The following is a 13,907-nucleotide window of genomic DNA, read 5'->3' as shown; positions in this document are numbered from 1 at the left end:
CAGAGGCTCCGGTCGGACCACCGTGGACGCGACCTCCACCGACGGAAGCTGGTTCCATGACCGAGTCCCCACTCCCCCTCTTCGAAGAGATCGTCCGGGTCAGCCCGCCCGGAGACCCGCACGGAGACCTGTCCGTGCTTCTGGACACGGCCTGCGTGATCGGCGGCAGCATCGCGGGGCTCCTGGCCGCGCGGGTGCTCTCCGACCACGCCCGCCGGGTGGTCGTCATCGAGGCCGACGAGCCCCTGGCGCCGGGGGGCTCGCGTCCCGGAGTCCCCCAGGACCAGCAGGTGCACACGCTGCTCCCGGCCGGCCACCTGTGGCTGGAGCGGTGGGCTCCGGGCATCACGGAGGAGGCACAGAGCCGCGGCGCCTCCTTGGTCGGTCCGGACCAGGCGGTCACCGCCTTCGACGGCGTGCGTCAAGCGCCGGACGGTGCGGGCCATCACCTGCTCGCGATCGGACGGCCCCTCCTGGAGGCCCTGATCCGGGACCGGGTGACCTCTCTTCCCCACGTCTCCGTCGTGCGGGGGCGGGCCACCGGGTTGCAGTACGTCGACGATGCGGTCAGCGCCGTCGAGTACGCCCCGGCCGCGGAGGGAGGCCGGGGCGATGGGAGCACCGAGGTGCTCGAAGCGGACTTCGTCGTGGATGCCATGGGACGCTCCAGCAGGCTGTCGAGCTGGCTCAGGGCGAGCGGGTACACCGAACCGCAGCTCGAGCGGCTGGAAGCCCCCATCAACTACGCGACAGCCCTGTTCGAGCGGCCGGTGACGCTCGCGGAACTGGCGACAGCCGGCGCGTTGGGGCTCTTCTCGCCCGAGTACCCCTCGGGCGGGGTGTCGGTCGCCGCAGCGAACGCGATCGAGGACCAGCAGTGGCTCGTCATGCTGATGGGCTACGGCGCGAGCCGGCCCGGGCGCACGATCGAGGAGTTCCGCGCCGCCTGCGCCGGGCTGCCCGGCGTCTTCTCCGAGGCCACTGCCGGAGCGCTCACGCGCGACGTGGTGACCTACCACCAGGCCGAGAGCCGACGTCGCCACTTCACCCAGGCGAGCCACTTCCCCGCGCGCCTGGTCAGCGTGGGCGACGCGGTCGCGTCGTTCAACCCCATCTACGGCCAGGGCATGAGCTCGGCCGCGCTGCATGCGTCCTGCCTGGCGCTCTACCTCGGGGGCGAGCCCGATCTCGGCACGGCTGCTCGGCGGTTCTTCGAGCTTCAGGGCGTGGTCGTGGACGCGGCCTGGGCGGTCTCGGCCGGGGGCGACGCCGCTCGCCTCGATGCGGAGAAGGGGACCGAGGTGCCCGACGACGTACGGCAGCAGCGCTGGGCCATGGAGCAGATCACCGCCGCGACCTTGCTCGACGGCGAGGTCACGCGCGCATTCAACGACGTGACCTACATGCTGCGTCATCCCGCGACCCTGGCCGATCCGGCAGTGCTGGCAAGAGCGGTCGCCGCCACCTCGAGACGACCGTGACGAACCTCGGCGTCGTCGAGGCGATCCGCGCCGCCGGCGACACTGGTCGGCTGGCTCTGGCGGTCTACCTCGTCCACGGCTTCCCCTCCCGATCACGCTCCGAGCGCGCATTCGACCTGCTGCGTGAACGGCGCGTCGACGTCGTGGAGTGCGGCCTTCCCGTGGCCCGTTGGCGGGACTCGCCGGTGAGCCGGACGATCCGAGAGGCGCACGACGAGTCCGCCGGGCTGGGACTGTCCGACACCGCGTTGCTGCGGTTCTATGCACAGTTCCGGCCCAACCTGCTGATCCACATCGCGGACGGGGGGCGCGACGCGGCCGCCTTCGCCGGCGAGGAGCTCGGCACTGCGATCGACGCCGTCATGACCGACGACGTGAGGGTCGAGCACGCCGTGCGATCCGGCGTCGGGCCTCGACCCGGCCTGGTCCGCTTCGTCTCCGCCCTGTCCGGGGATCTGGGCGACGAGCTGCGCAGCGTCGAGGCTCCGGCCCTGATCTACCTCGGGGTCGCCGATCGGACCGGTGGCACGATGCTGCCCACCGCGGTGATCCGGTCGGCCGTCGAGGGCATCAAGAGGCACGCGCCCGATTCCACCGTCCTCTGCGGCTTCGGCATCCGGAGCGCGGGAGACGTGGCTCGGATCCGCGGCGTCGCCGGCGTGGACGGCGTGGCGATCGGGACCGAGGCCATGCGGCAGCTGGCCCGCGGCCTCGACTCCTTCGAGCGCTGGCTGACCGAGGTCCACGAAGCATGCGCCCGTCCCCGGGCCTGAGGGGAGAGAGCACCGTGCCTTGGCTTGACGCTGTCCTGCTCGACCACGGCCTGGAGCCGCGGACCCTCGACCCCCGGCGAGCACCCCGGTGCGAGGACCCGTCGCGCTGGCTCGCCGACACCCATCTCGAGGAGGGGACGGCAGGTCAGCTGCTCTCCTCGCTCGAGCGCATCGTGGTCGAGTCGGCGCGACACTTCCCGAACAACATCTTCTGGGACTTCGGCTACCTCGCCGAGAGCCTGCTCCGGCAGGCGATCGCGGCGCGAGACCCGATCGAGCTGATCCAGGGCTACGAGCTGCTGTACACGCGGATCATGCGGATCTACGGCGGCAGCTCGAGCGTCGGGTTCCAGTACCTGCACGACTTCCTCTACGGCTTCGACTGGTCCAAGTGGGTGCGCAACGACCCCGACACCAGGCGACAGGTGGGGCCCTTCGACCGCGCCTACCTCTCCTACGTCGAGGGACGTGGCCACGAGCTCCTGCGCCTCATCGCCGAGGACGATGCGAAGTACCCCCGGCTCCGGGACGGGCGATACCGCAACCCCTTCGCGTTCGCCCGCGATCCGGAAGCGGAGAGCCTCGTGATGACCACCCTCGCGGCGCGCGGGCTGGTCCCCGTTGCAGCGTGGGAGCGAACCGCCGTGCCCGCGTGGTGGAGGCCCGCCCAGCGGCTCCGTGAGGAGCTCGTGGTCGAGCTGGGCCTCGCGACCTAGGTCGAGAGGATCACCGAGGAGCCGTGGCCGAAGAGGCCCTGGTTGGCGGTGATGCCGACGCGGGCGCCCTCGACCTGGCGGCCGGTGGCCTGGCCGCGCAGCTGCCAGGTGAGCTCGCAGACCTGGGCCAGGGCCTGGGCGGGGACGGCCTCGCCGAAGCAGGCGAGGCCGCCGGACGGGTTGACCGGGATCCGGCCGCCGACCGTCGTGTCGCCGGCGCGCAGCAGGGCCTCGGCCTCGCCGCGCCGGCACAGGGCGAGGTCCTCGATCCAGTCCAGCTCGAGCGCGGTGGACAGGTCGTAGACCTCCGCGACGTCGACGTCCTCGGGGCCGATCCCGGCCTCCTCGTAGGCCGCCCGGGCAAGGGACTCCTTGAACGTCCGCTCCGGCACCCCGGCGACCGCGCTGGAGTCGGTGGAGAGGTTCGGCATGTCCAGGACGGTGTGCGGGAAGGTCGGGGTCACCGTCGAGACCGCCCGCACCCGCACGGGCGAGTCGCGCCCGTGCCGGCGCGCGTAGTCGACGCTCGTCAGCACGACCGCCGCCGCACCGTCGGAGGTGGCGCAGATGTCCAGCAGGTGCAGGGGATCGGAGACCACCGCCGAGCCGAGGACGTCGTCGACCGACACCTCCTTGCGGTAGCGGGCGTAGGGGTTGTGCAGGCCGTGCCTGGAGTTCTTCACCTTCACCTGGGCGAAGTCGGCCTGCGTCGCGCCGTAGAGGTCCATGCGCCGGCGCGCGTAGAGCGCGAAGTACGCCGGGTTGGTCATCCCCAGCAGCCGAAAGCGCAGCCAGTCAGGGTCGTCCCACCGCTCCCCCGCGTTGGGCGCCAGGAATCCCTTGGGCGTGGTGTCCGCGCCGATCACCACCGCCACCTCGCACATCCCGGCGAGGATCCGGGCGCGCGCGGTGTCGAGGGCCTGCGCCCCGGTCGCGCAGGCGGCGTACGACGTCGCGACCCGCGCGCCGTTCCAGCCCAGCGCCTGGGCGAACGTCGCGCCGGCGACGTAGCCGGCGTAGCCGTTGCGGACGGTCTCGCCGCCGACGACGAGGTCGACGTCGGTCCACGCGATGCCGGCGTCGGCCAGCGCCTCCCGGGCCGCGTGCACGCCGTAGGTGACGAAGCTCCTGCCCCACTTGCCCCAAGGGTGCATCCCCACGCCGGCGATCGCGACCTCCGTGCTCACTGGTCGGCCTCCTGTCCCAGCTCCACGACCGGCTTCCAGCGCCAGATCGTGCGCTCGCCCGTCTCGTCGGTGTAGAGCGTCTCGACCACGAGCTCGGCCTCCTGGCCGACGCTCAGGTCGGCGACCCCGTAGCCCTGGGCGACCTGGCCGAGCACGACCAGGCCCTCGGGCAGCTCGACGGCCGCGAGCGCGAACGGCTCGTAGGGCTCGGCGGCCGGGACGTACGGCGGCGGCGGCTGGTACTGCGCGTCGGTGTAGGACCACACCCGCCCGTGCCGCGACAGGGGAACCTCCTCGAAGGTCTCGCCGGAGCAGGCCGGGTTGCGGCAGAAGCCGTCCACCTTCGGGAAGAACACCGTCGCGCAGGGCGTGCACCGGCTGCCGAGCAGCGCCGGGTCGGCGCCCGTCGTGAACCAGCCCTCGATGGCAGGGGTCGCCGTCATGTCGCCTCCGGGTCGCAGAACTAGAACACGTTCCATGTTAGCCGGGGACGGCCCGCACGGCTCAGGTGGCGATGTCGGGGTACGGCAGCTCGACGTGGGCCAGCTTGGCGGCGTAGTCGAGCTGCATGCCGAGCGGCTCCTCGAAGTCGCGCTCGAACATCGCGATCCACAGCGTGAGGGTGAGGAAGGGGTGCGCCCCGAGCTCGAAGAGCGCCACGTGGTCGTGGGTGGCCAGCGCCTGGCGCTCGGCGTCGGTGAAGGAGAGCCAGGTGCTCTGCTCGGCGGTGATGCAGTTGAGGATCCGGTTGGCCTCCTCGTCCTCCCACCAGGCGACGGTGCCGGCCGGGTCCTCGCGATAGCTCTCGGTAAGCGCGTGGTCGCGGTCGACGGTGAAGAGGAACTTGTTGACCAGGTACTTGCTCATGCCTCGACTCCGTTCGGATACCAGGTGAAGTAGGCCTCCATCGTGTGGAAGAGGTCGAGGTGGTCGGCGTAGTCGGCCTGCGCGTAGCCGGCGATGCCCATCATCAGCATGAAGTCCATGAAGCCGTGCGTGGCGTTGCCCGGCGCGTGCAGGCTGTCCAGCGTCACGTTGGCCAGGCAGCCGTCGATGTCGCCGCTGCGGATCCACTCGACCGCCTTGGCGTCGAAGTCCGGGTCCGGCCCGTGCGGGCCGAACTGGCGTGGCCCGCCGAGCTCGAGCGAGAGATGGCCGGTGCCGATCACGGCGACCCGCAGGTGGCTGGGCCAGGCGTCGATCAGCTCGCGGATGGTCTGACCGAACCGCACGAACCGCTCGGGGCGCGGCAGGGGTGGGGCGAAGATGTTGGTGTAGATCGGCACGATCGGCAGGTCGTTCTGCGGGCGGACCGTGAAGATCGGGCAGGTGATCGAGTGGTCGACGCGCAGCTCGTTGGAGAACGCCAGGTCGAAGCCCTTGTCGATGCCCTCGCGCAGCAGGTACTCCGAGAGTTCCTCGTGGCCCCGGAAGAGGAGCTTGGGCAGACCGAACTCGCGGGTCTCGTTCTCCCAGTTGCCGTCGTAGAACGGCGCCTTGCCGACCAGGAACTGCGGCATGTTGTCCAGCCAGAGCTGGTGGAAGTGGTCGGAGCCGACCATCACCAGCAGGTCGGGGCGCATCCGGGTCAGGGTCTCGCGGTAGGACGCCACCTTGCTCACCCACTCGGCGGCGAACGGCGGCGCCTCCTCCGGCGCCAGCCGGCTGGTGCGGTAGTAGAACGGGTGGTGGGTGGTGGCCAGGATCGCGACCAGCTTCGCCATCGTCAGCGGCTCCTCTCGGCGGGATGAGACGTACGTTCGTCCGGCATGCGGATCGACGAGCACCAATACCGCACTCGGAGCGTCCGCTGTGCGAACATGCAGGCATGGCAGGTCGAGGGCAGAGCGCGGACTTCGTCGAGGCGCTGGCACGCGGTCTGGACGTGATCGCCTGTTTCGACGCCACCCACCGCCAGCAGAGCCTCAGCGAGATCGCCACGGCCACGGGCCTCGCCCGGCCGACCGCCCGCCGGCTGCTGCTCACCCTGGAGGAGCTGGGCTTCGTCCGCTCCGGCAAGGGCGGCTTCACGCTGACCCCGCGGGTGCTGCGGCTCGGCTCGGCGTACGCGAGCTCGCTCGGGCTGTGGGAGATGGCGCGCCCGCACCTGGAGGACCTGGTCGCCCGCACCGGCGAGTCGTCCTCGATGTCGCAGCTCGACGGCTCCGACATCGTCTACGTCGCCCGCGCGGCGGTGCCCAAGATCATCGCGCTGCGCGTCGAGATCGGCACGCTGTTCCCCGCGACGCTCACCTCTCAGGGCAAGGTGCTGCTCGCCGCCCTGAGCGCCGAGGAGCGCGAGCGGGTGCTGGCGCTGCCGACCCGCTCGGGCCTGACACAGCCGGAGCCCGACCGCGACGCGCTGGAGCAGGAGCTGCGAGACGTGCGTGCCCGGGGCTGGGCGCTCGCGGACGAGGAGCTCGCGCGCGGCGTCCGCTCGGTCGCGGTCCCCGTGCGCGACGGCGAGGGCGCCGTGCGCGCCGCCATGAACGTCACCGTCCACGCCGCCGAGACCAGCGTCGAGACCCTGACCGGCAGCTACCTGCCGATGCTCATCCAGGCCGCCGGCGAGATCTCCGCAGACTGGTCCCTGTGGCTGTCGCGACCGATGACCGAGCCGCATCGCTGAGCCTCCCCTACCGCCGCCGGCTCAGCGGCGGTGCGTCGAGGAGTCGGCGTAGTCGGTGTAGGTGTAGGGGTTGTCCAGCACCTTGGACTCCGGGATCTCCGGGCTCATGCCGGCCAGCCACTCGTCCTCACCGAGCGTGCTGCGCAGGTGCTCGATGGTGTCCTCGACCGCCGCGCGCGCCTTCGCCAGGTCGGCGTCGACCAGCCGGTGCTCGTGCTTCACCAGGCGGCCGTTGACGAGCACGGTGTGCACGTCGCCGCGCTGCGCCTGGAAGACCACGTGGCCGTAGGGATTGAGCACCGGGAACATCACCGGCGAGGCGTCGTTCTTGATCAGCACCACGTCGGCCTTCTTGCCGGCCTCGAGGCTGCCCACGACGTCGTCGAGGCCCAGCGCCCGCGCGCCACCGCGGGTCGCCCAGCCCACGACGTCGGCGGCGCGCAGGCCGATGTGGGTGACGGTCTCGTTGGCGGCGTGCGCCTCGTGGTGCTCGCGGGTGCGGTCCGAGGACAGCGTCGAGCGCATCGCCGAGAAGGCGTCGCCGCTCCACCACACGCTGGTGTCGACCGACAGCGAGATCGGCACGCCGTAGCGGCGCAGGGCCCAGCTCGACGGGTAGCCCTGGCCGCAGCTGGACTCGCTCTCGGCCGAGACCGACGCGTGGCCGCCCGTGGCCGCGATCCGGTGGTAGGAGTCCTCGCTCAGCGTGGCGGCGTGGACGTAGACGGTCTCGGGGGTCATGAACCCGTGGTCGTGCATGAGCCGGATGCCGTCGTCGTTGGTGGCGCCCCAGACCCCGGCGTGCGTCGTCACCGGGGCACCCAGCTCGCGCGCGACCTCGAAGGCCGCCTTCTCGGGGAACGCCGGGTCGCCGGTGACGTCGAAGGCCATCTGGAAGCCGAGCATGTCGGTGCGCTTCATGCGGCGCTCCACGAAGGAGCGGAAGTCCGGCGAGGTCGCCCACTCCCACGGGCCGGCCTGGATGTTGCCGTAGGCCAACACGAAGCGGCCCGGCACCTCCTCGAGCGCGTCGACGGCGGCCTCGCCATGCTCGACCGTCTGCAGGTTGTGCGACCAGTCGACGCTGGTGGTCACGCCCGCCTCCAGCGCCTCGAGGCCGCTGAGCAGGTTGCCGGCGTAGATGTCCTGGGGGCGGAAGTGCTTGCCGTGCTCGAGGTAGTTCCACACGAAGTACTGGGTCAGCGTCCAGTCCGCGCCGTAGCCGCGCAGCGCGGTCTGCCACATGTGCCGGTGGGTGTCGATCATGCCGGGCATCACGATCCCGCCGGAGGCGTCGATCTCGGCGGCGCCCTCGGGCACCTCCAGCGCCGGCCCGACCGCCTCGACCCGCTCCCCCACGACCAGGACGTCGGCGTTCTCCAGCACGGTGCGCCGCTCGTCCATGGTCAGGACGGTGCCGCCACGGAAGACCACCGCGGGGGCGCCGGCGACGGACTGGGTGTCGCTGCTGTCGGTCATGGCGGCCTCCGTGTCGACTCAACGGACAGATGTCCGTGCTCGGTACCCTCGTGTAACGCCCGTCACCTGTCAAGGCCCGTTCGTACGCCTTGACAGGCACCTTGAAGCGGGCGACAGTTTGCGGACAGTCGTCCGCATTACAGGAGTCTCGATGAGCCCAGCACCGCGCGGACCCCTCGACGGGGTGCTGGTCGCCGACTTCTCCCGGGTGCTGGCCGGCCCCTACGCCACCATGCTGCTGGCCGACCTGGGCGCCGACGTGGTCAAGGTGGAGAGCCCGGACGGCGACGACACCCGGCACTGGGTGCCCCCGACGCGCGACGAGGTCGGCACCTACTACCTGGCGATCAACCGCAACAAGCGCTCGATCGCCCTCGACCTCAAGGACCCAGGCGACCTCGAGGTGGCGCACGCCCTCTCCGAGCGCGCCGACGTCTTCATCCACAACTTCAAGCCGGGCGGGCTCGATCGCTTCGGCCTGGGGTACGACGCCGTCGCCGGCCGCAACCCGGCCAGCGTCTACTGCTCGATCAGCGGCTTCGGCGCCGCCGGCGGTGCGGCGCTGCCGGGCTACGACCTGCTGGTCCAGGGCATGTCCGGGCTGATGAGCCTGACCGGCAGCCCGGACGGTCCGCCCTACCGCGCCGGGATCTCGGTCTTCGACGTGATGACCGGCCTGAACTCCGTGATCGGGATCCTGGCCGGGCTGCGGCACCGCGACGCCACGGGCGAGGGCCAGCACGTCGAGACCAACCTGCTCTCGACCGCCCTCTCCTCGCTGGTCAACCAGAGCTCGGCGTACGTCGCCGGCGGCGTCGTGCCGCACCGGATGGGCAACGCCCACCTGAGCCTCTTCCCCTACGAGCCCCTCGCGACCGGCGACGGCGAGCTGATCGTCGTGGCCGGCAACGACGGGCAGTTCCGCCGTCTCGTCGACGCGCTGGGCGTGCCGGAGCTCGCCGACGACGAGCGCTTCGACCGCGTGGGCCGGCGCAACGATCACCGCGAGGAGCTGCGCCCGCTGCTGCTGGAGGCGCTGGCGAAGCGCTCGGCGCACGAGTGGTTCGACGTCCTCACCGAGGCCGGCGTCCCGTGCGGCCCGATCAACGACGTGCGGGGCGGGGTCGAGCTCGCCGAGCGGCTGGGCCTGGAGCCGGTCGTGCTCGCCGGGGACGTCCCGACCGTCCGCAACCCGATCCGGATGAGCGCCAGCCCGACCCGCTACGACCTGCCGCCGCCCGCACTGGACGAGCACGGGCACGAGGTCCGGGCCTGGCTCGGTCTCCCGTCCGCCTGACCACCGACCGAAGGGCGCCGCCATGGCCGACGCACCACAGTTCCCGACCTCGCTGGGCACCTCCGACCTCGCCACGATGTCGCTGCTGGGCCACGACGTGACCGAGGAGCTGATGGGGCGGGTCTCCTTCGGCGAGCTGGCCTACTGGCTGATCACCCTGGAGCGCCCCACCCCGCAGCAGAGCCGGCTCTTCGAGGCCGTGCTCATCGGACTGGCCGACCACGGGTTCACCCCCACCGCGATCGCGACCCGGGTAACCTTCCTCAGCGCGCCGGACTCGATCCAGGGCGCGCTCGCGGCCGGGCTGCTCGGCGGCGGCTCGCGCTTCCTGGGCGTCACGGAGGACACCGGGCGCTTCCTGGGCGATGTGCTGGCCGGGCTCGAGACGCCGCCCTCCGACGAGGCCGGCTGGGACGCGGTCGCGCTCGAGGCCGTGCGCGCCCAGCACGAGGCGGGGCGCTTCGTGCCGGGGCTGGGGCACCCCGTGCACAAGGACGGCGACCCGCGCACGCCGCGACTGGTGCAGATCGCCCACGAGGAGGGCCTCTACGGCCCTCACCTGGCGCTCTTCGAGGCCATCGGCCGCACCCACGAGCAGGTGCTGGGCAAGCGGCTGCCGCTCAACGGCGCCGGGGTGAGCGGCGCCGCGCTCGCCGACCTCGGGATCCCCCAGGAGCTGCTGCGAGGGACGGTGCTGCTGGCCCGGTGCGCCGGGCTCCTCGGCCACATCGCCGAGGAGATCCGCAGCCCCGGCGTGGCCGCCGCCATCTACGACACCGTCGACCGCAACGCGGTCTACGTCGACCCGGAGGCCCGGTCGTGACCATGCGCGCGGCCCTCGTCGCCCGGTGCGGGCAGCCGCCGGTCGTCGGCGACCACCCCGCGCCGTCGGCGGGGCCAAGGCAGGCCCTGGTCCGCACGGTCACGGCCCCGATCACGCCGCTCGACCTGCTGTGCGCGAGCGGCACGTCGTACTTCGGGGAGCCGGCGACGCCGTACGTCCCGGGCGTCCAGGGCGTGGGGGTGGTGGAGTCGTCGGCCTCGGTGCCGGCCGGGACGCCGGTGTGGTTCCCCACGTCGGCCGGGATGGCCCCGGGCGACGGCAGCCTCGCCGAGCGGGTGGTCGTGGCGGACGCCGAGCTGGTGGTCCTCTCCGGGACGGTCGACGAGCAGCACCTCGCCGCGCTCGGGCTGTCGGCCATCGCCGCATGGACGGCGCTGCTGCTGCGCGGCGGGCTGGAGGCGGGCGAGCGGGTGCTGGTCCTGGGGTCCAGCGGAGTCGTCGGGCGGGTGGCGCTTCAGGCCGCCCGACTGCACGGGGCGGGGGCGGTCTGGGGGGCCGCCCTCGAACCCGAGGCCCACCAGGACGCGCTGGACCTGGGCGCCGACGGGTTCGTGGCGCTGGCCCGCGACGACTCGGCCGAGAGCCTGACCGAGCGCATGCGCGAGACCGTGGGCGAGGTCGACCTGGTGCTCGACCCGCTGTGCGGCGTACCGGCGACCGCGGCGCTCGGCTGCCTGGCGCCCCACGGCCGGCTGGTCAACCTCGGCAGCAGCGCCGGCGCCACCGCGACGTTCTCCTCCGCCCAGCTGCGCAGCGGCTCGCGCACGATCCTGGGCTACACCAACAACGACCTCACCGCCGAGCAGCGCAGCGACGCGATGACGCGCATCGAGGAGCACGCCGCCGCCGGCCGCCTGGCGGTCCCCTACGAGGTCTTCGGCCTCGACCGCGTCGGCGAGGCCTGGACCCGCCAGGCCAACGGCGAGGTCCACGGCCGCGCGGTCGTCGACCTGCGGGACTAGCGGCTCAGCCGCGGGTCAGGAACGTCAACAGGTCCTGGCGGGTGAGCACGCCGATCGGCTTGCCGTCCTCGTGGACCAGTACGGCGTCGGCGTCGCCGAGCAGCGCGACGGCGTCCCGAGCGTCCTCGGTCGAGCCGATCGTCGGCAGCGGCAGGGACATGTGGTCCTCGACGGGGTCGGTCAGGCGGGCGGTGCCGGCGTAGAGCGCGTCGAGCAGGGTGCGCTCGGAGACCGAACCGGCGACCTCCGCCGCCACGATCGGCGGCTCGGCGCGCACGACCGGCATCTGCGAGACGCCGTACTCCTGCAGGATGTGCACCGCCTCGGCGATGGTCTCGCTCGGGTGCGTGTGGACCAGCTGCGGCAGCTGCCCGGACTTGCCGCGGAGCACCTCGCCGACGGTCTGCGCCGCGGGCTCCTGGCCGCTGTCGAAGCCGTACTGGCCGAGCCACTCGTCGTTGAACACCTTGGTGAGGTAGCCGCGCCCGGAGTCGGGCAGCAGGACGACGATGACGGCGTTCTCGCCCTCCGGGGTGCCGGCCAGCTCGTGCGCCACCTGCCGCGCGGCGTACGCCGCCATGCCGGACGAGCCGCCGACCAGCAGGGCCTCCTCACGGGCCAGCCGCCGGGTGAACGCGAACGAGTCGGCGTCGGAGACCTCGATGACCCGGTCCGCGACGGTGCGGTCGTAGGTCTCGGGCCAGAAGTCCTCGCCGACGCCCTCGACCAGGTAGGGCCGGCCGGTGCCGCCGGAGTAGACCGAGCCGGCCGGGTCGGCGCCGATCACCTTGATCTCGGGGTTCTGCTCCTTGAGGTAGCGCCCGACGCCGGTGATCGTGCCGCCGGTGCCCATGCCGGTGACGAAGTGGGTGATCCGGCCCTCGGTCTGCGCCCAGATCTCCGGGCCGGTGGTCTCGTAGTGCGAGCGCGGGTTGTGGATGTTGGCGTACTGGTTGGGCTTCCAGGCGCCCGGCTGCGAGGAGAGCCGGTCGGAGACGTTGTAGTAGGAGTCGGGGTGCTCGGGCGCGACGGCCGTGGGGCAGACGACGACCTCGGCCCCGTAGGCCTTGAGCACGTTGCGCTTGTCCTCGCTGACCTTGTCGGGGCAGACGAAGATGCACTTGTAGCCCTTCTTCTGCGCGACCATCGCCAGGCCGACGCCGGTGTTGCCGGAGGTCGGCTCCACGATCGTGCCGCCCGGCTGCAGCTCGCCCGAGGCCTCCGCGGCCTCGATCATCCGGGTCGCGATGCGGTCCTTCACCGACCCCCCGGGGTTGAGGTACTCGATCTTCGCCAGGACCAGCGGTCCGCGCTCGGCACCACCGCCGTCCGGGAGGTCGAGCGTGCGCGAGAGGCGCAACAGCGGGGTGTTGCCGATCAGGTCGAGGAGAGAGTTCACGTACTGCACACGTTCAACATAGAGCGCCGTCCGTAGACTGACCTACGTGGGGAGAGCCGGTGCTGCCAGAAAGCTGGCCGCCGCCGCGGCATACGGCGGTGGCGGCGTGTCCGTACTGGGCGGCGGTCTGTACGCCCTCCTGACCGCGGAGGCCAAGCTCGCGCGCAAGGCGATCGGCCGCACGAGCGGCGCCCCGCCCGACGCCACCGGGTGGTACGGCCGGGGGCGCCCCGGCCCCGCACTGAAGGTCGCGCTCCTCGGCGACTCCAGCGCGGCGGGCTACGGCGTCGACCTGGTCACCGAGACGCCCGGGGCGGTGCTGGCCAACGGTCTCGCCGAGCACGCGGAGCGCCGGGTCTACCTGCGCGCGTTCTGCGTCGTGGGCGCGAAGTCCTCGGAGCTGGGCGGGCAGATCGACCGCGCGCTGCCGATCGAGCCGGACGTCGCGATCATCCTCGTCGGCGCCAACGACGTCACCCACAAGATGCTGCCGAGCGAGTCGGTGCGTCACCTCTCCGAGGGGGTACGCCGCCTGGTCGACGCGGGCGTCGAGGTCATCGTCGGCACCTGCCCCGACCTCGGCACCGTCAAGCCGATCGCGCCACCGCTCAAGCAGGTGGCCCGGGCCTGGTCGCGGCGGCTCGCGGCCGCCCAGACGATCGCGGTCATCAACGAGGGCGGGCGCACGGTCTCCCTCGCCGCCGTCCTGGGCGCGGAGTTCGCCGCGGCGCCGGCCCTGCTGTTCGGGCCGGACCAGTTCCACCCGTCCGCGAAGGGCTACCACGCCCTGGCGACCGTCCTGCTGCCGTCGGTCATGGCCGCGCTCGGCCTGGCGCCCGAGGACGAGGCGCAGCCCGAGCCCTACCGCGGGGAGGGCCTGCTGCCCGTGGCCGCGGCCGCGGTCCAGGCCGTCCAGACCCCCGGCACCGAGCTCGACGGCACCGAGGTCGGCGGCAACCGGACCGGCGTACGCGGGCTGTGGGTGGAGCTGCGGCACCGCCGGCGCCGGCCCCAGGCCGAGGCCGAGGGCCCCCAGGACTCTCCCGAGGAGACCGGCGGCACGCCGGTCGACGAGCCGGTCCAGGCCTGAGCCGCTCGCCAGGCCACGCAGTCGGAGCACGGCGAAGGCCCCGGGGAGAT

Annotated in this window: 14 protein-coding genes; 8 read left to right on the top strand and 6 right to left on the bottom strand. The window is 72.4% G+C overall.

Annotation, left to right across the window (positions count from 1 at the left end; genetic code table 11):
- Positions 1 to 56 precede the first annotated feature (56 nt).
- From LQ940_RS03745 to LQ940_RS03735, 3 genes are read left to right on the top strand one after another with little or no spacing between them, the layout of a single operon-like run.
- On the top strand, positions 57 to 1,481 hold the full coding sequence (locus LQ940_RS03745; protein WP_231243227.1) for an FAD-dependent oxidoreductase: 1,425 nt from the start codon (positions 57 to 59) through the stop codon (positions 1,479 to 1,481).
- A complete protein-coding gene (locus tag LQ940_RS03740) occupies positions 1,478 to 2,254 on the top strand; it encodes a tryptophan synthase subunit alpha (RefSeq protein WP_231243226.1) in 777 nt (258 codons plus the stop codon). Before LQ940_RS03745 ends, LQ940_RS03740 begins: the two co-directional genes overlap by 4 nt.
- Before the next feature lie 14 nt (positions 2,255 to 2,268).
- A complete protein-coding gene (locus tag LQ940_RS03735; RefSeq protein WP_231243225.1) occupies positions 2,269 to 2,970 on the top strand; it encodes a hypothetical protein in 702 nt (233 codons plus the stop codon).
- Here LQ940_RS03735 and LQ940_RS03730 read toward each other — a convergent pair.
- The 4 genes from LQ940_RS03730 to LQ940_RS03715 form a co-directional block, all read right to left on the bottom strand.
- The gene (locus tag LQ940_RS03730) at positions 2,967 to 4,157 is read right to left on the bottom strand and encodes a lipid-transfer protein (protein WP_231243224.1); all 1,191 of its coding nucleotides are present in this window, start codon (positions 4,155 to 4,157) and stop codon (positions 2,967 to 2,969) included. The two genes, LQ940_RS03735 and LQ940_RS03730, sit on opposite strands and share 4 nt — an antisense overlap.
- The gene (locus tag LQ940_RS03725) at positions 4,154 to 4,600 is read right to left on the bottom strand and encodes a Zn-ribbon domain-containing OB-fold protein (protein WP_231243223.1); all 447 of its coding nucleotides are present in this window, start codon (positions 4,598 to 4,600) and stop codon (positions 4,154 to 4,156) included. Before LQ940_RS03725 ends, LQ940_RS03730 begins: the two co-directional genes overlap by 4 nt.
- Positions 4,601 to 4,661: 61 nt before the next feature.
- Positions 4,662 to 5,024 (bottom strand): hypothetical protein, encoded by a 363-nt coding sequence (locus LQ940_RS03720; RefSeq protein ID WP_231243222.1) that lies wholly within the window; start codon positions 5,022 to 5,024, stop codon positions 4,662 to 4,664.
- Positions 5,021 to 5,881: a hypothetical protein gene (locus tag LQ940_RS03715; RefSeq protein ID WP_231243221.1), complete on the bottom strand. Its 861-nt coding sequence runs from the start codon at positions 5,879 to 5,881 to the stop codon at positions 5,021 to 5,023. Before LQ940_RS03715 ends, LQ940_RS03720 begins: the two co-directional genes overlap by 4 nt.
- 104 nt (positions 5,882 to 5,985) lie before the next feature.
- On the opposite strand from LQ940_RS03715, the gene LQ940_RS03710 reads away from it, so the two are divergent.
- Positions 5,986 to 6,786 (top strand): IclR family transcriptional regulator domain-containing protein, encoded by an 801-nt coding sequence (locus LQ940_RS03710; protein ID WP_231243220.1) that lies wholly within the window; start codon positions 5,986 to 5,988, stop codon positions 6,784 to 6,786.
- Positions 6,787 to 6,807: 21 nt separating this feature from the next.
- Here LQ940_RS03710 and LQ940_RS03705 read toward each other — a convergent pair whose 3' ends face one another.
- Entirely contained in the window at positions 6,808 to 8,265 is a 1,458-nt protein-coding gene (locus tag LQ940_RS03705) for an amidohydrolase family protein (protein ID WP_231243219.1), read from the bottom strand.
- 151 nt (positions 8,266 to 8,416) lie between these two features.
- Between LQ940_RS03705 and LQ940_RS03700 the strand changes: the two genes are divergently transcribed.
- From LQ940_RS03700 to LQ940_RS03690, 3 genes are read left to right on the top strand one after another with little or no spacing between them, the layout of a single operon-like run.
- Positions 8,417 to 9,562: a CaiB/BaiF CoA transferase family protein gene (locus LQ940_RS03700; protein ID WP_231243218.1), complete on the top strand. Its 1,146-nt coding sequence runs from the start codon at positions 8,417 to 8,419 to the stop codon at positions 9,560 to 9,562.
- Between the two features lie 22 nt (positions 9,563 to 9,584).
- The gene (locus LQ940_RS03695) at positions 9,585 to 10,385 is read left to right on the top strand and encodes a citryl-CoA lyase (protein ID WP_231243217.1); all 801 of its coding nucleotides are present in this window, start codon (positions 9,585 to 9,587) and stop codon (positions 10,383 to 10,385) included.
- 2 nt (positions 10,386 to 10,387) lie between these two features.
- Complete coding sequence (locus LQ940_RS03690) at positions 10,388 to 11,368, top strand: quinone oxidoreductase family protein (protein ID WP_231243427.1); 981 nt, start codon at positions 10,388 to 10,390, stop codon at positions 11,366 to 11,368.
- A 4-nt stretch (positions 11,369 to 11,372) separates the two neighbouring features.
- Here LQ940_RS03690 and LQ940_RS03685 read toward each other — a convergent pair whose 3' ends face one another.
- On the bottom strand, positions 11,373 to 12,776 hold the full coding sequence (locus tag LQ940_RS03685) for a cystathionine beta-synthase (RefSeq protein WP_231243216.1): 1,404 nt from the start codon (positions 12,774 to 12,776) through the stop codon (positions 11,373 to 11,375).
- Positions 12,777 to 12,873: 97 nt separating this feature from the next.
- On the opposite strand from LQ940_RS03685, the gene LQ940_RS03680 reads away from it, so the two are divergent.
- The gene (locus LQ940_RS03680) at positions 12,874 to 13,857 is read left to right on the top strand and encodes an SGNH/GDSL hydrolase family protein (RefSeq protein ID WP_231243215.1); all 984 of its coding nucleotides are present in this window, start codon (positions 12,874 to 12,876) and stop codon (positions 13,855 to 13,857) included.
- Positions 13,858 to 13,907: the final 50 nt, after the last annotated feature.

The sequence above is a fragment of the Nocardioides sp. cx-173 genome, from assembly GCF_021117365.1.
Taxonomy (GTDB): Bacteria; Actinomycetota; Actinomycetes; order Propionibacteriales; family Nocardioidaceae; genus Nocardioides.
This window is presented reverse-complemented; position numbering and strand designations above follow the sequence as displayed.

Excerpts from the sequence above, each read along its gene's own strand:
- LQ940_RS03745 (WP_231243227.1), top strand. The coding sequence starts at position 57 with ATGACCGAGTCCCCACTCCCCCTCTTCGAAGAGATCGTCCGGGTCAGC.
- LQ940_RS03725 (WP_231243223.1), bottom strand. The coding sequence starts at position 4,600 with ATGACGGCGACCCCTGCCATCGAGGGCTGGTTCACGACGGGCGCCGAC.
- LQ940_RS03720 (WP_231243222.1), bottom strand. The coding sequence starts at position 5,024 with ATGAGCAAGTACCTGGTCAACAAGTTCCTCTTCACCGTCGACCGCGAC.
- LQ940_RS03715 (WP_231243221.1), bottom strand. The coding sequence starts at position 5,881 with ATGGCGAAGCTGGTCGCGATCCTGGCCACCACCCACCACCCGTTCTAC.
- LQ940_RS03710 (WP_231243220.1), top strand. The coding sequence starts at position 5,986 with ATGGCAGGTCGAGGGCAGAGCGCGGACTTCGTCGAGGCGCTGGCACGC.
- LQ940_RS03705 (WP_231243219.1), bottom strand. The coding sequence starts at position 8,265 with ATGACCGACAGCAGCGACACCCAGTCCGTCGCCGGCGCCCCCGCGGTG.
- LQ940_RS03700 (WP_231243218.1), top strand. The coding sequence starts at position 8,417 with ATGAGCCCAGCACCGCGCGGACCCCTCGACGGGGTGCTGGTCGCCGAC.
- LQ940_RS03695 (WP_231243217.1), top strand. The coding sequence starts at position 9,585 with ATGGCCGACGCACCACAGTTCCCGACCTCGCTGGGCACCTCCGACCTC.
- LQ940_RS03690 (WP_231243427.1), top strand. The coding sequence starts at position 10,388 with ATGCGCGCGGCCCTCGTCGCCCGGTGCGGGCAGCCGCCGGTCGTCGGC.